The following is a 17944-nucleotide window of genomic DNA, read 5'->3' as shown; positions in this document are numbered from 1 at the left end:
GGCCATCGAAGGCAGTCTCCTCATTCCTGCACGCACGCTTACTGGCACGCCTCGACCAGGTGCCGGCCGATGTCGTCGAGCCCGTACACCGCGTCCGCCAGGTTGGCCTTGACCACGGCCATCGGCATCCCGTAGATCACGCAACTGGCCTCGTCCTGCGCCCACACCTGGCTGCCGCCCTGCTTGAGCAGGCGCGCGCCCTCGCGTCCGTCGGCGCCCATGCCGGTGAGGACCACCGCCAGGACCTTGTCGTTGTAGGCCTTGGCCGCCGAGCCGAAGGTCACGTCGACGCAGGGCTTGTAGTTCAGGCGTTCGTCGCCGGGGAGGATGCGCACCGTGCCGCGGCCGTCGACCATCATCTGCTTGCCGCCCGGCGCCAGCAGCGCCAGGCCGGGACGCAGGATGTCGCCGTCCTCTGCTTCCTTGACGCTGATCCGGCACAGCTTGTCGAGGCGCTCGGCGAAAGCCTTGGTGAAGGCCGCCGGCATGTGCTGGATCAGCACCAGCGGCGCCGGGAAGTTGGCCGGCAACTGGGTCAGCACCCGCTGCAAGGCAACCGGTCCACCGGTGGAGGTACCGATCGCGACCAGCCGGTAGGCCTTGCGCTTCGGCGCCGCCGAGGTCGACGCCGGGGCCGGCGACGCGCCGGCACTGGCACGCGCGCTCGCGCCGAGGCTGGAGGACGACGCCGGCGCATGGCTGGACGAGGTGGCCGAAGGCAGCGGCGGCAGGCTGATCGAGCGACGATTGCTACGGGCGATGGTCAGGACCTTCTCGCAAAGCAACTGGCGGACCTTGTCCGGGTTGCGCGAGATGTCCTCGAAATTCTTCGGCAGGTAGTCGACCGCTCCGGCGTCCAGCGCATCCAGGGTCACCCGCGCGCCCTCGTGGGTCAGCGAGGAGAACATCAGGACCGGGGTCGGGCAACGCTGCATGATGTTGCGTACCGCGGTAATGCCGTCCATCAGCGGCATCTCGTAATCCATGGTGATCACATCGGGTCTCAGGGCCAGCGCCTGCTCGATGGCCTCGCGGCCATTGGTGGCGGTGCCGACCACCTGGATCTGTCCATCGGCGGAGAGAATCTCCGAGACACGGCGGCGGAAGAACCCCGAATCGTCCACCACCAGGACTTTGACTGCCATAGCTACTCCTCAGAGGGCGACGCTCCTGCGCCGCCGGAAACCCATACGCGGCGTCAGATGCGCCGTGCGTAACGCTTGAGCATGCTCGGCACATCGAGGATCAGGGCGATGCGCCCGTCCCCGGTGATGGTGGCGCCCGCCATGCCGGGGGTGCCCTGCAACATCTTGCCGAGTGGCTTGATCACCACTTCTTCTTGTCCCACCAACTGGTCGACGACGAAACCGATGCGCTGGGTGCCGACCGACAGGATCACCACGTGCCCCTCGCCCTGCTCCTCGTGGGCCGCGCTCGGCACCAGCCAGCGCTTGAGGTAGAACAGCGGCAAGGCCTTGTCGCGGACGATCACCACTTCCTGGCCATCCACGACATTGGTGCGCGACAGGTCAAGATGGAAGATTTCGTTGACGTTGACCAGCGGGAAGGCGAACGCCTGGCTACCCAGCATCACCATAAGGGTAGGCATGATCGCCAGGGTCAGCGGCACCTTGATGACGATCTTCGAGCCGGACCCCTTCTGCGAGAACACGTTGACCGTGCCGTTGAGCTGGGAAATCTTGGTCTTCACCACGTCCATGCCGACGCCGCGGCCGGACACGTCGGAAATCTCGGTCTTGGTCGAGAAACCCGGGGCGAAGATCAGGTTGTAGCACTCCAGGTCGGTCAGGCGGTCCGCCGCGTCGCGCTCCAGCAGGCCTTTCTCCACCGCCTTGTTGCGCAGCACCTCGGCGTCCATGCCCTTGCCGTCGTCGGTGATCATCAGGAGGATGTGGTCGCCCTCCTGCTCCGCCGACAGCACCACCTGGCCGACCCGCGGCTTGCCGGCGGCCTCGCGCTCCTCCGGACTCTCGATGCCGTGGTCGACGGCGTTGCGCACCAGGTGCACCAGCGGATCGGCGAGGGCCTCGACCAGGTTCTTGTCGAGGTCGGTCTCTTCGCCCACCAGCTCCAGGTTGATCTCTTTCTTCATGTTCCGCGCCAGGTCGCGGACCAGACGCGGGAAGCGGCCGAAGACCTTCTTGATCGGCTGCATGCGGGTCTTCATCACCGACATCTGCAGGTCGCCGGTGACCACGTCGAGGTTGGCCACGGCCTTGGCCATGGCCTCGTCGCCGCTGTTCAGGCCCAGGCGCACCAGGCGGTTACGCACCAGCACCAGCTCGCCGACCATGTTCATGATCTCGTCGAGACGCGCCGTATCCACCCGCACGGTGGTCTCCGCCTCGCTCGCCGCCGGCCTGTCGGGCGCCGCCGGACGCGCGGCGGCGGCCTTGGCCGGAGCGACCGGTTTCGCCGCGGGACTCTTCGCCGCGATGTTCTTGGCTACCGCCGCAGCGGCCGCCACGGCTTCGGAGGCGCCGTTGAACTTGCCCTTGCCGTGCAGTTCGTCGAGCAGCGACTCGAACTCGTCGTCGCTGATCTCATCGCCGCCCGCGGCGGCCGGCGCCTTGCCCTGCTCCGCCGGCGCAGCCGCTGGAGCCGCGGCAGCCGGTGCGGCGGGTGTGCCGGCGGCTTCCGGGACATCGCCGAACTTGCCCTTGCCGTGCAGTTCGTCGAGCAGCGCCTCGAACTCGTCGTCGCTGATATCGTCACCAGCGGCAGCCGCGGCCGGCTCGACCGCCTCGGCGGGGACTTGCGCAGGCTCGGCCGAGACCGCCGGCGGGACGAACTTGCCCTTGCCGTGCAACTGGTCGAGCAACGCCTCGAACTCGGCGTCGCTGATCTCGTCGCCAGCGGGAGCCGCGGACGCTTCTGCAACGGCGGAGGCCGGCGCTTCGTCGCCCTGGAGAGCATCCAGCAACTGCTCGAACTCGTCGTCGGTGATATCGCTGGAGCCACTCTGCGCGGGCGCTTCCGGCGGCGCCGCAGGCTCGGCTGGCGGAACGGCCGCTGGCGGCGCTTGCACAGGTTCCGCGGGCGCGGCGCCCTCGGGCTCGGCCAGGCGGGCAAGGGCCGCCAGCAGTTCGGGCGTCGCCGGGGTCGGTTCGGACTGCTCGCGCACCTGGTCGAACATCGCGTTGACCGTATCCAGCGCCTGCAGCACCACATCCATCAGTTCGGAGCTGACGCGCCGCTCGCCCTTGCGCAGGATATCGAAGACGTTTTCCGCAATGTGGCAGCATTCCACCAGCGCGTTCAGCTGGAGGAAGCCGGCACCGCCCTTGACCGTATGGAACCCACGGAAAATGGCATTGAGCAGGTCCATGTCGTCCGGCCGGCTCTCCAGCTCGACCAGTTGCTCGGACAATTGCTCGAGAATCTCGCCGGCCTCAACCAGGAAGTCCTGGAGGATTTCTTCATCGGCGTCGAAGCTCATTCGGCTGCTCCCAGAGACGTGTTACTCGAAAGGATCGGCAGGACCGCTGTCCTGCCGGAAATACCGGTCCGGCTTTCCGGACCGACTTCAGCCCGCCCGCCGGGATCACCGGCATGACGAAGGCTGTGCCGGCAGCCCGCGGATGCCAGCGTTCAATGCTTACTTAACGGCAGCGATGCCGCAGTCTTGAGCCGGGCGGGTCAGAAACCCAGGCTGGACAGCAGATCGTCCACGTCATCCTGCCCGGACACCACATCCTCTCGTTTTTCCGCGGCGACCTGCGGCCCCTCGCCCTTGGCCGAACGCTCCAGCGCGGCCTGGTGGCGCATGCTCACGTGGTCGTGCTCGATTCCGGCGTAACGGTCCACCTGGCCGGCCATCCAGACCAGCTTCACGAGGTTGCTCTCGACCTCGGTGACCAGCTTGGTGACACGCTTGATCACCTGGCCGGTCAGGTCCTGGTAATCCTGCGCCAGCAGGATGTCATTGAGCTGCGAGGACAACTGGCCGGCGTTCTCGCCGCTGCGCACGAGGAACTGTTCGATGCGCTTGGCCAGCTCGCGGAAGCCGTCGGCGTCGATTTCCCGGCGCATGAAGCGTTGCCACTCCTGGTGCAGCTCCCGCGAATCGTCGCCCAGTTGGTTGACCAGCGGGGCGCTCTGCTCCACCAGGTCCATGGTCCGGTTGGCGGCCTTCTCGGTCATTTCCACCACGTAGGAAAGACGATCGGTGGCATCGGCGATCTGCGACATTTCCTGCGCGTGGGGGGAATGCGGGTCGATCTGGAAATCGACGATGGCGTTGTGCAGTTCGCGGGTCAGCTTGCCCACTTCCTGGTAGAGGCCACGGTCCCTGGCCTGGCTGAGCTCCTGGATCAATTGCACCGCCTGCTGGAAGTGCCCCCGTTCGAGACAGTCCACCAGTTCGCGCGCGTGTTTTTTCAGGGTCGATTCGAATTCGTCGCCCGTGGAATCGTTACCAAGCACCATGACACCCTCTTGGCCGGCTTCAGCCGTTGACCCGCTCGAAAATCTTCTCGATCTTTTCCTTCAGGACCTGAGCGGTGAAGGGTTTGACCACATAGCCGTTGACCCCGGCCTGGGCCGCTTCGATGATCTGGTCGCGCTTGGCCTCGGCGGTGACCATCAGCACCGGCAGGTGCTTGAGGCGCTCGTCGGCGCGAACCGCGCGCAGCAGATCGATGCCGGTCATGCCCGGCATGTTCCAGTCGGTGACGAGAAAGTCGAAATTGCCGCTGTGCAGCATCGGCAGCGCCGTGGTGCCGTCGTCGGCCTCGGCGGTATTGGTGAAGCCCAAGTCCCGCAAGAGGTTCTTGATGATGCGTCTCATCGTGGAAAAGTCGTCCACGATGAGAATTTTCATGTTCTTGTCCAAGTAAACCTCCGTACAGACCAGAGCGCGCCCCAGGGGACGCGCCACACATTCTTTTGCGTTAACGGTTACAAGCTGCGGTCGAGGCCGGTTCAGGCCGACCGCCAATCGGCCAGGCGCGCACGCAAACGCGCGGCGCACTGGCTGTGCAACTGGCTGACCCGCGATTCGCTGACGCCCAGTACCTCGCCGATCTCCTTGAGGTTGAGTTCCTCGTCGTAATACAACGCCAGCACCAGGCGCTCGCGCTCCGGCAACTTGGCGATGGCATCCGCCAGGGCCGCCTGGAAACGTTCGTCGAGCAGGCCGTGGATCGGTTCGTTGTGACTGAGGCTGGTGTCTTCCGGCAATCCATGTTCGCCGTCCTGCAACAGGTCGTCGAAGCTGTACAGGCGGCTGCCCTGCGTGTCGCTGAGGATGCCGTAGTAATCTTCGAGGCTCAATTGGAGTTCGGCAGCAACTTCGTGATCTTTAGCGTCGCGTCCGGTTCTCGCCTCGATCGCGCGGATCGCGTCGGTCACCATGCGCGTGTTGCGGTGCACCGAACGCGGCGCCCAGTCGCCCTTGCGGACCTCGTCGAGCATGGCCCCGCGGATGCGGATGCCGGCATAGGTCTCGAAGCTGGCGCCCTTGCCGGCGTCGTATTTCTTCGCGGCCTCGAGCAGGCCGATCATGCCGGCCTGCATCAGGTCCTCCACCTGCACGCTGGCCGGCAGGCGGCCGAGCAGGTGATAGGCGATGCGCTTGACCAGTGGTGCGTAACGCTGGATCAGTTGCTCCTGGGAGTTCTGCGCTTGCGCCTTGCTATACATACGCACTCCAGAGGCCGCTGTCATACGGCCGAACCTGTCGCGGGGTGTTGGACCAGTCGTTCGACGAAGAACTCCAGGTGCCCGCGCGGGTTGGCCGGCAGCGGCCAGCTGTCGACCTTCTGCGCGACCGCCTTGAAGGCCAGGGACGCCTTCGAGCGGGGGAATGCCTCGTATACGGCTCGCTGTTTCTGCACGGCCTTGCGTACCGACTCGTCGTAAGGGATGACACCTACATACTGTAGTGCGACGTCGAGGAAACGGTCAGTGACCTTGGTCAGTTTGGCGAACAGGTTGCGTCCTTCCTGCGGGCTGTGGGCCATGTTGGCCAGGACCCGGAAGCGGGTCATGCCGTGGTCGCGGTTGAGCAGCTTGATCAGGGCGTAGGCATCGGTGATCGAGGTCGGTTCGTCGCAGACGACCAACAGCACCTCCTGCGCGGCGCGGACGAAACTGACCACCGAATCGCCGATTCCGGCGGCGGTGTCGACGACCAGGACATCGAGGTTGTCGCTGATATCGCTGAACGCCTGGATCAGCCCCGCATGCTGCATGGGCGAGAGGTGCACCATGCTCTGCGTGCCGGAGGCCGCGGGAACGATGCGCACGCCACCGGGACCGAGGAGGAGGACATCGCGCAGTTCGCAGCGTCCCTCGATCACGTCGGCCAGGGTGCGCTTGGGCGTGAGTCCCAGCAGGACGTCGACGTTGGCCAGGCCGAGGTCGGCATCCAGCAGCATGACGCGACGGCCAAGATCGGCCAGAGCCAGTGCCAGGTTCACCGACACATTGGTCTTGCCGACGCCGCCCTTGCCGCCAGTTACTGCGATCACCTGTACGGGATGCATGCTACCCATCTGCTTCATACCTTGTGTTGTCGTCTTCCCGGAACGCCCCTTCCAGCGCTCTCCGGTATTGGCGGGAACGATGCGCCATCGTTCCCGGCCCGGCGGAAGCCACCTTCGCTTCCGTCACCCGCGCCACGCGCGGTTCTTCCCACGTCCTCAGCCGGCACGCCGCGCCGGTTGCTGGTAGAGCCCGGCGAACAGCTCGGCCATGGCGTCCTCGCTGGGCTCTTCCGGTGCCTGCAGGCTCACCGCCCGGCTGACCAGTTGGTGACTGCGCGCCACCTGCAGGTCGTCCGGAATCCGCGGCCCATCCGCCAGATAGGCTACCGGGAGACGCTGGGCGATAGCCAGCGCCATCGATTCACCGAGGCTGCCCGCCTCGTCCAGCTTAGTCAGGATGCAACCCGCCAGCCCGCAGTGCCGATAGGTCTGGTAGGCCGACTTGAGCACCTGGCTCTGGCTGGTGGTGGCCATCACCAGGTAATTCTTCACGTTCAGGCTCGGCGACGCCAGTGCCTCGAGCTGCATGCGCAACGCCGGGTCGCTGGCCGGCAGGCCGGCGGTATCGATCAGCACCATGCGCTTGCGCGCCAGCGGCGCCAGGGCCTGGATCAGCGACTGGCCGGGATCGACCAGGGTCACCGGTACGTTGAGGATCCGACCGAGGGTCTTGATCTGCTCCTGGGCGCCGATCCGGTAGCTGTCCATGCTCACCAGCGCCAGGCTCTGGGCGCCGTACTTGAGGACGTAGCGCGCGGCCATCTTCGCCAGGGTGGTGGTCTTGCCGGCGCCTGCCGGGCCGACCAGGGCCAGTACGCCGCCCGCGTCGAGCGGGTCCTGCTCGGGGGTCTGCACGGCACGCGACAGGTGCGCCAACAGCATGCGCCAGGCCTGGCGCGTATCGCCCACCGCGGCGACCCGCTCCAGCAACGGCTTGCTCAGCTCCGCCGGCAAGCCCATGCGCTGCAGGCGCCGCCAGAGATTGGCCTGCTGCGGACGCTGGTGCTGCAACTGGCCCCAGGCGATGGAACCCAGTTGTACCTCGATCAGCTCGCGCAGGCCGTTCAGTTCGAAACGCATTGCCTCGAGGGTCTGGCCGCCCGCCTGGGGCTTGGCCTGCGCCGCCGTCATGGACTCGGCCAGGGACGGACGCGCCGGCTTCTCCTCGGCGAACAATTGACGGTCCTTGCGCTGGTTTTCCGCCGGACGCGCCGTCAATTCGGCGCGCGCCTCGGCGATCCGCGCCTGGGTCTTGCGCAGCTCCACTTCCAGCGCCGGGTTGGGCTTGCTCGGCGCCGGCGGGGCCTGGTAATCCAGCGCCGCGGTCAGCTCGATGCCGCCGGCGACCCGGCGGTTGCCGAGAATCGCGGCGTCCGGACCCAGTTCGTCGCGGACCAGTTTCATGGCCTGACGCATATCGGCGGCGAAGAAGCGTTTGACTTGCATTGCCCGAACCCCTCAGTTCAGTAGTCTTGCCGGCAACCTCAGGTTGCCCGGTGTGCCGGCCCTGGAGCCGGCGCAGCCCTCGTTCAGTTCTGCCCCACCGTCGCGACGATGGTGACTTGCTTGTTGTCCGGGATTTCCTGGTAGGCCAGCACATGCATGCTGGGCACCGCCATCCGCGCGAAGCGCGACATCATCGAGCGGATCGGTCCGGCAACCAGCAGGATCGCCGGCTTACCGAGCATCTCCTGGCGTTGCGCGCTCTCGATCAGCGAGCGTTGCAGCTTCTCGGCCATCCCCGGCTCCAGCAACATGCCGTCCTCGGAGCCTTGTCCGGCCTTCTGCATGCTGTTCAGCAAAATCTGTTCCAACCTCGGCTCGAGCGTGATCACAGGCAGCTCCGGCTCAAGCCCGACAATGCTTTGCACGATTGCGCGGGACAACGCGACGCGAACCGCGGCGACCATCGCGCCGGGATCTTGACTCCGTGGAGCGACGTTGGCGATGGCCTCGGCGATGGTACGGATGTCGCGCACCGGCACCTGCTCCTGGAGCAGCGCCTGCAGGACCTTGAGCAGGGTGGACAGGGAAATCAGCCCCGGCACCAGCTCTTCCGCCAGCTTCGGCGAGCTGCGCGCGAGCAATTGCAGGAGCTGCTGCACTTCTTCATGGCCCAGCAGCTCGTGGGCGTGCTTGTGCAGCACCTGGTTCAGGTGAGTGGCGACCACGGTGCTCGCATCCACCACGGTGTAGCCCAGCGACTGCGCCTGGTCGCGCTGGCCGGGCTCGATCCATACCGCCTCCAGGCCGAAGGCCGGGTCCTTGCCGGCGATGCCGTTGAGGCTGCCGAATACCTGGCCGGGGTTGATCGCCAGCTCGCGATCGGGATAGATCTCCGCTTCGGCCACGCTGACCCCCATCAGGGTCAGGCGGTAGGCGTTGGGCAGCAGGTCGAGGTTGTCGCGGATGTGCACCGAGGGCATCAGGAAGCCCAGCTCCTGGGACAGCTTCTTGCGTACGCCCTTGATCCGCGCCAGCAGTTGCCCGCCCTGGTTGCGGTCGACCAGCGGGATCAGCCGGTAGCCGACTTCCAGGCCGACCATGTCCACCGGGGTGACGTCGTCCCAGCCCAGTTCCTTGACCTCCTGGGCGCGCTGCGCCGGCAGCAGCTCCTGCTGGCGCTGCACCTCCTGCTCGGCGACCTGCTTGGCCTTGTTCTGCCGGTGCCAGATCCAGTAGGCGGCAGCACCGGCCAGGGCGCCGAGGCCGATGAAGGAAACGTGCGGCATGCCCGGCACGGCGCCCATGGCGATCAGGATCGCCGCGGAAATCGCCAGCGCCTTGGGCGAGGCGAACATCTGCCGGTTGACCTGCTGGCCCATGTCCTCGGAACTGGAGACCCGCGTCACCATGATCGCCGCCGCGGTCGACAGCAGCAGCGACGGCAGTTGTGCCACCAGGCCGTCACCGATGGTCAGCAGGGCGTAGACCTTGCCGGCGTCGCCGAAGGACATCGAATGCTGGATCATGCCGATGGCGACGCCGCCGATCAGGTTGATGAAGAGAATCAGCAGGCCGGCGATGGCGTCGCCGCGGACGAACTTGCTGGCACCGTCCATCGAACCGTAGAAGTCGGCCTCCTGGGCCACCTCGCTGCGGCGCTTCTTGGCTTCCTCCTGCTCGATCAGGCCGGCGTTGAGGTCGGCGTCGATGGCCATCTGCTTGCCGGGCATGGCATCCAGGGTGAAGCGCGCGCTGACTTCGGAAATCCGCCCGGCGCCCTTGGTCACCACCACGAAGTTGATGATCATGAGGATCGCGAACACCACCACCCCGACCACGTAGTTGCCGCCGATCACCACTTCGCCGAAGGCCTGGATCACCTTGCCCGCGGCGCCATGGCCGTCGTGGCCGTGGAGCAGCACCACGCGGGTCGAGGCAACGTTCAGCGCCAGGCGCAACAGGGTCGCCACCAGCAGGATGGTCGGGAACACGGCGAAGTCCAGCGGCCGCAGGGCGTACACGCAGACCAGCAGGACGACGATGGACAGGGCGATGTTGAAGGTGAACAGCACGTCCAGCAGGAATGGCGGGATCGGCAGGGTCATCATCGCCAGCATGGCCAGCAGCAGGATCGGCACGCCGAGGCTGCCGCGCCCCAGCCCCGCCAGGTTGCTGCGCACATTGCTGATCAGTTGCGTGCGATCCACTCTCGACTCCCCTGCCCTGCGTATGGCGCCCGTAGGTGAGCGCCGAACAAACTTTTGACGCCGGAATGCGCGTCGGGCGGGTCACTGCAGGAACCGTTCCAACTTTTCAATTCATTGATTGAAAAAGGGTTTTCGCCAATCACCAACTGCCGGAGGCGCCACCACCGCCACTCGAGCCTCCGCCGCCGGAGAACGAGTCCGAAGACGAACTGGACGAACTCGACGACGAGGAAGACGAGGAACCCGATGAGCTAGCGTAATCGCCGCCGCGCCGACGCCCTCCCCCCGAGCCGCCGGCGCTGAAATTGCAACCGATGAGCAGCGGCAGGCAAGCGGCGGGCAGGATGATCAGCGCCTCGATGCTGTTCAGCGGGTCGTCCACCAGCAACAGCAGACACTCCAGGGCCAGGGTCAGCAGCAGGCCGAGCAGGCCCGGCAGGTAGGCCCAGCGCCGTCCTCTGCGCAGCCCCTGCCAGGCACCGGCCAGCATCAGCAGGGTCAGCCCCAGCGAAAGCGGCACGGCCAATCCGTAATGGAGCACCGGCAGGCCATAACGGCCGTAGGCCCAGAACAGCCCCAGCGCATAGAGCACAAGAATGGCGAAGAACCAGCGGGCACCGCGCGAATACTTGAGCAAGGCGCCGAAGCCGACGCCCAGGACCGCCACCATCTCCGCCAGCGCCACCATCGCCCATGCCGGCCAGTGCCGCCCCAGCGCCAACGCCGCAGCGAGCGCCACTACCGTACCCAGGGTCCAGTACCAGGCGCGCGGGCGTACCAGCAGCGCCACCCCGCCGAGAGCGCCGAGCAGGAATGCGATAGCCAGGGTCTGCCGTACCGCGCCGGGCTCCAGCGGGTCGCGCGGCGGCGGCGGCAACGCCTCGCCGTCGATCAGTCGTACCAGGCGCTGCGCCGCCGCTTCCAGGCCGCCGGCGTAGTCTTGCTGACGGAACGCAGGGGTCATGTATTCGCGGATGACCCGCCCGGCATCGATGTCGGTGATCGTTCCTTCCAGGCCATAGCCGACTTCGATGCGCATGCGCCGGTCGTCCTTCGCCACCAGCACCAGGACGCCGTCATCGATCCCCTTGCGCCCCAGCTTCCATGCCTCGAAGACCCGCGTCGCATAGGCCTCGATGCTGTCCGGATAGGTGCTGGGCACCATCAGGATCGCTACCTGGGCACCCTTCCGGGCCTCCAGCGCGGCCAGCGAAGCTTCCAGGCGGGCACGCTCGGCGGAGTCGAGGGTCGCGGTAAGGTCGGTCACCCGCCGCGCCAGCGCCGGAACCTCCGCGGACTCGTAGCCCGCATCGCGCGCTGCCTCGGCCTCGGCGCCGACCGCCGATGCCTCCACGGCCTCCTCCTCGACATCGGACGCTGCCACCGCGACGGTGACCGGCACCGTCGCGGTGGCAACGGAGGGAATCGCGGCGGCGCAGAGCAGCATGCCGGACAGGCGAAGCATGGCGAGATAACGCGTGATTGCAGACATCCTTGTCTCCGAATGAAATGAACGGGAACCCATTACCAACTGCCCGAGGCACCGCCCCCGCCGCTGGAACCACCGCCCCCGGAAAAGCCGCCGGACGACGAGGAGGAAGAGGAGGAGGAACCGCCGCCGGAGCTTCCCGACGAGCCTCCACCACCCCCACCCAGGCGTACCTGGCCGAACACCAGCAGCCCGAGCATGAGCTGGAACGGTAGCAGGGCCAGCCAGACCAGCGGTGCGTCCAGGCCACCGGACAGCAATCCGAGCAGCAGGTAGGCCGCCAGCAACGCCCACAGTCGGCGGTGGAAACTTTTCCGCCGCTCGCGCCACAGCGAGCGCATCAGGCGGTAGTTCGACCAGCAGAGAACCGCCAGCATCAGCACCCCGGCCGGCCACAGCAGGCCGTAGATGAAGGACACCGCGCTGAACCAATGCGCCGCCAGCCCGAGCAGGGCTACATAGACCAGTACGCCGATCACCAGGTAGAAAGCCGGGCGCACCGTCCACAGCGCGCCGAAGGTCGCGCCGCCGACCAGCATGCACAGCGGAGCCACCAGCAGCACGCTCATCCATTCGCCGGAAGCGCCGGCCAGCGTGCCCAGCAGCCAGCAGAGCAGCGCCCCGCCGAGCAGCCAGGGCCAGCGCAGCGCCCGGGCACTCAACAGCACTCCGGCCAACGATCCGTAGATGAAAGCGACCAGCAACGCCCAAGCTTCCGCCGGCAATGGCCCCAGCGAGACCTCCGGCGTACCCGACGACGACGCAGCCGCCGGCAGCGTTTCGCCGTCGACCAGGCGGATCAGCTCGTCCACCGCGGCCTCGATCCCGCCGGCGTAGTCGCCCTCGCGAAATGCCGGGGCCATCCGCTCGCGAATGATCCGTCCGGCGACCACATCGGGCACCGCACCCTCCAGGCCGTAGCCGACCTCGATGCGCATGCGCCGGTCATCCTTGGCCACCACCAGCAGCAGACCGTCGTCGACCGCCTTGCGGCCGAGCTTCCAGGCCTGGAACAGCTTGTCGGAGAAGGCTTCGATATCGAGGGTACCGGTAGTCGGCAGCATCACCACCGCGATCTGCGCGCCGCGTCGCCGCTCCAGCACCTCGAGCTTCTCCACCAGGCGTTGGCGCGTCGCCTCGTCCAGCGTGTGGGTGGCATCCACCACCCGCTCCGACAGGGGCAAGGCGACCCATTCCGCCGGCGCTTCGGCGTGCGCAGGCATCCAGGGCAGCAGCCAGGCCAGGGCGAGCAACAGGAGGACAGACGGGAAAATACGATCAGACAGGGTTCGATCCATGAACGGCAAAGCTCTCATCCCGAGCGGGTATCGGCCAAGGCTGCCACAGCGCGGCGCGCAGCTCCAGCCCGGTCACTCGTCGCGACGCAGGTCCGGCGGGATCGGCAGGTCCTTCAACGGGCTCGGCCGCTTGCCCTTGCCGGCCTGGTACTGCTTGAGCTGGTAGACATAGGCCAGCACCTGGGCCACGGCGAGATAGAGCCCGGCGGGAATCTCCTGGTCCAGCTCGGTGGAGTAGTACACCGCTCGCGCCAGCGCCGGCGACTCCATGACCATCACCTTGTGCTCCTGGGCCACCTCGCGGATCTTCAGGGCCAGGAAATCGTTGCCCTTGGCCAGCAGCAGCGGCGCCCCGCCGCCCGCCGGGTCGTACTTCAGGGCCACGGCGAAGTGGGTCGGGTTGGTGATCACCACGTCGGCCTCCGGCACCGCCGCCATCATCCGTCTCTGCGCCATCTCGCGCTGCATCTGGCGGATCTTCGACTTGACCTCGGGCTTGCCCTCGGAGTCCTTGTATTCGTCGCGGACTTCCTGCTTGGTCATCAGCAGCTTCTGGCGGTTGTCCCAGATCTGGTAGGGCACGTCCACCGCGGCGATCAGCAGCAGGCTGCAGGCCATCCAGAAGGCGCTCCAGCCGACCACCCGCACGCTGTGCAGGATCGCCTGCTCGAGCGGCTGGTGCGCCAGCGCCAGAAGGGCGTCGCGGTCGGCGGAGAGCACCAGCAGGGCCACCGCCAGCACCACCAGGAACTTGATCAGCGCCTTGCTCAGTTCGAGCAGCGACTTGGCGGAAAACATCCGTTTCAGCCCCGACAGCGGGTTGAGCCGGCTGAACTTGGGTTGCAGGGCGTCCATCGAGAACAGCCAGCCGCCGAGGGCGATCGGCCCGACGATCGCCGCCACCAGCAGCATCAGCAGGATCGGCCAGAGCCCCTGGGCCGCCAGGTAGGCCGAAGCGCCGAGCAATTGCAGCATGCTCTCGGTATTCATCGCGGTTTCCCGGGACAGCTCGAAATTGCTGCGCATCAGGCGCAACAGGGCGCCCGCCAGGTCGGCGCCGTAGATCAGCAGGCCGCCGGCGCCGGCCATGAGGATGGCCAGGGTGTTCAGCTCCCGCGAACGCGGCAACTGCCCTTTCTCGCGCGCCTCGCGGCGGCGTTTCTCCGTGGGTTCCTCTGTCTTGTCCTGCCCGCTCTCGCTCTCGGCCATGGCTACCTCGCCCGCACCAGTTCACGGAGGAATTGCAGGGCCTCGCCGGCCAGCACCTGGTACTGGCTGAGCAGGTCGGCGGTGCCGATCCAGAGGATCACCAGGCCCAGCACCAGGGTCAATGGAAAGCCGATGGAGAAGATGTTCAGTTGCGGCGCCGCGCGGGTCATGGCGCCGAAGGCGAGGTTCACCACCAGCAGCGCGGTGATCGCCGGCAGCGCCAGCAGCAGCGCCGCGCCCATCACCCAGCCGAGCTTGCCGGCGATAATCCAGAAATGGTTGCCGCTCAGGCCCTCGCCCACCGGCAGGGTGACGAAGCTCTCGGCGATCACCTCGAACACCACCAGGTGGCCGTTCATCGCCAGGAACAGCAGCGTCACCAGCATGGTGAAGAACTGGCCGAGCACCGGCACCGAGACGCCGTTGGCCGGATCGACCATGGAAGCGAAGCCCAGGCCCATCTGCATCGAGATGATCTGCCCGGCGATCACGAAGGCGTGGAACAGCAACTGCAGGGAAAAGCCGAGCAAGGCGCCGACCAGGATCTGCTCGCCGATCAGCAGCATGGCCTTCATGCTCAGCGCGTCCACCTGCGGCATCGGCGGCAGGTTCGGCACCAGCACCACGCAGACGCCCAGCGCCAGGTACAGGCGCACCCGCACCGGCACCAGCTGGGTGCCGATCACCGGCATGGTCATCAGCAGCGCCGCGACCCGGAACAGCGGCAGCACGAAGCTGGCGATCCAGCCGCCGATCTGCGCGTTGGTCAGCTCCAGCATCAGCCGATCAGCAGCGGGATGTTGCCGATCAGCGTCTGGGTGTACTCCATCAGCTGCCGCAGCAGCCAGGGACCCAGCACGATCAGGGTGAGCAGGATCACCATCAGGCGCGGCAGGAAGCTCAGGGTCTGTTCGTTGATCTGGGTGGCGGCCTGGAACATCGCCACCACGAGACCGACCAGCAGGCTCGGAACCACCAGCACGCCGACGATCATCGCCGTCAGCCACAACGCCTCGCGGAACAGGTCGAGTGCCACCTCAGGGGTCATGTCTCTCTCCAGCGCGCCAGCGGCGCGTCAAGCCGGCGGCACCGCTAGACGGTGCCGAAACTGCCCGCCAGCGTCCCGATGATCAGCGCCCAGCCATCCACCAGGACGAACAGCATGATCTTGAACGGCAGGGAAATGATCAGCGGCGACAGCATCATCATGCCCATCGCCATCAGCACGCTGGACACCACCAGGTCGATGATCAGGAACGGGATGAAGATCATGAAGCCGATCTGGAACGCGGTCTTCAGCTCGGACGTGACGAAGGCCGGGACCAGGATGGTCAGCGGCGTCGCCTCCGGGCTGCCGATGTCGGTGCGCTTGGACAGGCGCACGAACAGCTCCAGGTCGGAGGTGCGAGTCTGCGCCAGCATGAACGCCTTCAGCGGTACCTCGGCCTTTTGCAGGGCTTCCTGGGCGGGAATCTGCTCGTTCAGGTAGGGCTGCAGGGCCTGGCTGTTGATCTTGTCGAATACCGGGGCCATGACGAACATGGTCAGGAACAGCGCCAGCCCCACCAGCACCTGGTTCGACGGCGTCGATTGCAGGCCCAGCGCCTGGCGCAGGATGGAGAAGACGATGATGATCCGGGTGAAGCTGGTCATCAGCATGACGAACGCCGGGATGAAGCTCAGCGCGGTCATGATCAGCAGGATCTGCAGGCTGACCGAATACTCCTGCTGGCCCTGGCCGTTGGTGGTCACGGTGATCGCCGAGATCGATGTCGGGTCGGCGGCCAGCGCCGGCCACGGCGCCAGCAGCAGGAGGCAGAGCGCGGTGAGCGCGCCGGCCAGGGAGATGCGCGGAGTCATGGCTTACCCTTGGGGTCCTTGTTCAGCAGCTCCAGCAGGCGCTGGGCGAATTCCGGCGTGGCCGGCTCGCCGTCCGGCAGGTGTACCGGCTCCTTGAGCACGTGCAACGGCGTGATCCGGCCGGGCGTCAGGCCAAGCAGGATCTGCTCCTCGCCGACCTGCACCAGCACCAGCCGGTCGCGCGGACCCAGCGGCTGGCTGGCGAGGGTGCGGATCAAGCGGTTGCCGCGCGGACCGGCCTGTTGCACCCGGCGCACCAGCCAGGCGAGCAGGAAGATCAGGCCGATCACCAGGCCCAGGCCGAGCACCAGTTGGGCCAGTTGCGCGGCGGCGCCGGAAGCGGCGCCCACCGTCGGCGCGGCGGCACCCGTCGTCCCCTCGGCGGCGCACAGCGGCGCGCTCAGCGAGGCGAGTGCCGGCAGGAAGCCGGCGAACAGGTAGCGACGCATGTCAGCGCAGCTTCTTGATGCGTTCGCTGGGACTGATCACGTCGGTCAGGCGGATGCCGAACTTCTCGTTCACCACCACCACCTCGCCGTGGGCGATCAGGGTGCCGTTGACCAGTACGTCCAGCGGCTCGCCGGCCAGGCGATCGAGTTCGATCACCGACCCCTGGTTCAGCTGCAGCAGGTTGCGGATGCTGATGTCGGTATGCCCGACTTCCATGGAGATGGTCACCGGGATGTCCAGGATCACATCCAGGTTGGGCCCCTCCAGGCCGGAAATGGTCGGCGCCTTCGGCGAAGCGCCGAACTCTTCCATCGGCGCCCGCGGGGTGCTCGGCTCCGCCACGGGGGTCGCGCCGCCCTGGGCCATCAGCGCATCGATGTCGTCCTGGCTGGCGTCGCCCGCCTCGGCCAGCGCCGCCGCCCATTCGTCGGCCAGTGCCTGTTCCTCGGTGGTCACTTTTTCTTCGTCTGCCATGGTTCGTCTTTCCTCCGGGGGAAGCGGTCAGCGCGAGCGCTCGACCGCTTCGAGAATCTGTAGCGCCAGGTTGCCCTTGTGGGCGCCCAGCTTGACCTTGAAGGCGGGCACGCCGTTGGCGCGCATCACCATGTGTTCCGGCATCTCCACCGGGATCACGTCGCCCGGCTGCATGTGCAGGATGTCGCGCAGCTTGAGCTGGCGGCGGACCACGGTGGCGCCGAGCGGTACCTGGACGTCCAGCACGTCCTCGCGCAGGGCCTTGATCCAGCGCTCGTCCTGGTCGTCGTGGTCGGACTGGAAACCGGCGTCGAGCATCTCGCGGATCGGCTCGATCATCGAATAGGGCATGGTGATGTGCAGGTCGCCGCCACCGCCGTCCAGTTCGATGTGGAAGGTGGAGACCACCACCACCTCGCTGGGACTGACGATGTTGGCCATGGCCGGGTTGACCTCCGAGTTGACGTACTCGAAGTTCATCTCCAGCACCGCCTGCCAGGCTTCCTTCAGATCGACGAAGGCCTGCTCCAGCACCATCCGCACCACCCGCAGTTCGGTCGGGGTGAACTCGCGGCCCTCGATCTTGGCGTGGCGGCCGTCGCCGCCGAAGAAGTTGTCCACCAGCTTGAACACCAGCTTGGCGTCGAGGATGAACAGCGCGGTGCCGCGCAGCGGCTTCATCTTCACCAGGTTGAGGCTGGTGGGAACGTACAGCGAGTGCACGTACTCGCCGAACTTCATCACCTGCACGCCGCCGACCGCGACGTCGGCCGAACGGCGCAGCAGGTTGAACATGCTGATGCGGGTGTAGCGGGCGAAACGCTCGTTGATCATCTCCAGGGTCGGCATGCGGCCCCGGACGATGCGGTCCTGGCTGGTCAGGTCATAGGACTTGACCGATCCCGGCGTCGCCTCGACTTCGGTTTCCACCAGGCCATCGTCGACGCCGTGCAACAGCGCGTCGATTTCATCCTGGGAAAGCAGATCTTGCACGGCCATGGG

At 66.7% G+C, this 17944-nt stretch carries 17 protein-coding genes; all 17 read right to left on the bottom strand.

Going from position 1 to position 17944, the window contains the following annotated elements; genetic code table 11:
- Positions 1–38: 38 nt before the first annotated feature.
- The 17 genes from FOC67_RS07815 to fliM all read right to left on the bottom strand — a co-directional run bounded on the left by FOC67_RS07815 (position 39) and on the right by fliM (position 17941).
- Positions 39–1145: a chemotaxis response regulator protein-glutamate methylesterase gene (locus FOC67_RS07815; RefSeq protein ID WP_003087115.1), complete on the bottom strand. Its 1107-nt coding sequence runs from the start codon at positions 1143–1145 to the stop codon at positions 39–41.
- Between the two features lie 53 nt (positions 1146–1198).
- Positions 1199–3460 (bottom strand): chemotaxis protein CheA, encoded by a 2262-nt coding sequence (locus tag FOC67_RS07810; protein ID WP_009314787.1) that lies wholly within the window; start codon positions 3458–3460, stop codon positions 1199–1201.
- 200 nt (positions 3461–3660) lie between these two features.
- The gene (locus FOC67_RS07805) at positions 3661–4449 is read right to left on the bottom strand and encodes a protein phosphatase CheZ (protein WP_003083075.1); all 789 of its coding nucleotides are present in this window, start codon (positions 4447–4449) and stop codon (positions 3661–3663) included.
- 19 nt (positions 4450–4468) lie between these two features.
- Complete coding sequence (locus tag FOC67_RS07800) at positions 4469–4843, bottom strand: chemotaxis response regulator CheY (RefSeq protein ID WP_003083073.1); 375 nt, start codon at positions 4841–4843, stop codon at positions 4469–4471.
- 101 nt (positions 4844–4944) lie between these two features.
- Complete coding sequence (gene fliA, locus FOC67_RS07795; protein ID WP_003083070.1) at positions 4945–5688, bottom strand: RNA polymerase sigma factor FliA; 744 nt, start codon at positions 5686–5688, stop codon at positions 4945–4947.
- Positions 5685–6527, bottom strand: a complete 843-nt coding sequence (gene fleN / locus FOC67_RS07790) for a flagellar synthesis regulator FleN (protein ID WP_003083064.1) — start codon at positions 6525–6527, stop codon at positions 5685–5687. Before fleN ends, fliA begins: the two co-directional genes overlap by 4 nt.
- A gap of 138 nt (positions 6528–6665) precedes the next feature.
- Positions 6666–7955 carry a flagellar biosynthesis protein FlhF gene (gene flhF / locus FOC67_RS07785; protein WP_009314788.1) on the bottom strand — a complete coding sequence of 430 codons (1290 nt, stop codon included), beginning with the start codon at positions 7953–7955 and terminating at the stop codon, positions 6666–6668.
- 83 nt (positions 7956–8038) lie between these two features.
- Positions 8039–10162, bottom strand: coding sequence for a flagellar biosynthesis protein FlhA (flhA, locus tag FOC67_RS07780; protein WP_003087100.1), 2124 nt, complete (start codon positions 10160–10162; stop codon positions 8039–8041).
- Between the two features lie 139 nt (positions 10163–10301).
- The gene (locus FOC67_RS07775; protein WP_009314789.1) at positions 10302–11654 is read right to left on the bottom strand and encodes a YgcG family protein; all 1353 of its coding nucleotides are present in this window, start codon (positions 11652–11654) and stop codon (positions 10302–10304) included.
- A gap of 32 nt (positions 11655–11686) precedes the next feature.
- Complete coding sequence (locus FOC67_RS07770; RefSeq protein ID WP_009314790.1) at positions 11687–12949, bottom strand: YgcG family protein; 1263 nt, start codon at positions 12947–12949, stop codon at positions 11687–11689.
- Positions 12950–13021: 72 nt separating this feature from the next.
- Positions 13022–14158, bottom strand: coding sequence for a flagellar biosynthesis protein FlhB (gene flhB, locus FOC67_RS07765; protein ID WP_003083056.1), 1137 nt, complete (start codon positions 14156–14158; stop codon positions 13022–13024).
- A gap of 2 nt (positions 14159–14160) precedes the next feature.
- Positions 14161–14937 carry a flagellar biosynthetic protein FliR gene (fliR, locus tag FOC67_RS07760; RefSeq protein WP_003133221.1) on the bottom strand — a complete coding sequence of 259 codons (777 nt, stop codon included), beginning with the start codon at positions 14935–14937 and terminating at the stop codon, positions 14161–14163.
- Positions 14937–15206: a flagellar biosynthesis protein FliQ gene (gene fliQ, locus FOC67_RS07755; protein WP_003083053.1), complete on the bottom strand. Its 270-nt coding sequence runs from the start codon at positions 15204–15206 to the stop codon at positions 14937–14939. Before fliQ ends, fliR begins: the two co-directional genes overlap by 1 nt.
- Positions 15207–15250: 44 nt before the next feature.
- The gene (fliP, locus tag FOC67_RS07750) at positions 15251–16018 is read right to left on the bottom strand and encodes a flagellar type III secretion system pore protein FliP (RefSeq protein WP_009314792.1); all 768 of its coding nucleotides are present in this window, start codon (positions 16016–16018) and stop codon (positions 15251–15253) included.
- The gene (fliO, locus tag FOC67_RS07745; RefSeq protein ID WP_003083051.1) at positions 16015–16467 is read right to left on the bottom strand and encodes a flagellar biosynthetic protein FliO; all 453 of its coding nucleotides are present in this window, start codon (positions 16465–16467) and stop codon (positions 16015–16017) included. The genes fliP and fliO overlap by 4 nt, the downstream gene beginning before the upstream one ends.
- A 1-nt stretch (position 16468) precedes the next feature.
- On the bottom strand, positions 16469–16942 hold the full coding sequence (gene fliN, locus FOC67_RS07740) for a flagellar motor switch protein FliN (RefSeq protein WP_003083049.1): 474 nt from the start codon (positions 16940–16942) through the stop codon (positions 16469–16471).
- A 27-nt stretch (positions 16943–16969) separates the two neighbouring features.
- Positions 16970–17941 (bottom strand): flagellar motor switch protein FliM, encoded by a 972-nt coding sequence (fliM, locus tag FOC67_RS07735; protein WP_003083045.1) that lies wholly within the window; start codon positions 17939–17941, stop codon positions 16970–16972.
- Positions 17942–17944: the final 3 nt, after the last annotated feature.

The organism is Pseudomonas sp. FDAARGOS_761, assembly GCF_013343155.1.
Taxonomy (GTDB): Bacteria; Pseudomonadota; Gammaproteobacteria; order Pseudomonadales; family Pseudomonadaceae; genus Pseudomonas; species Pseudomonas aeruginosa.
Note: the sequence above shows the minus strand (reverse complement) of the source record. Positions and strands in the feature narration are given on the sequence as shown.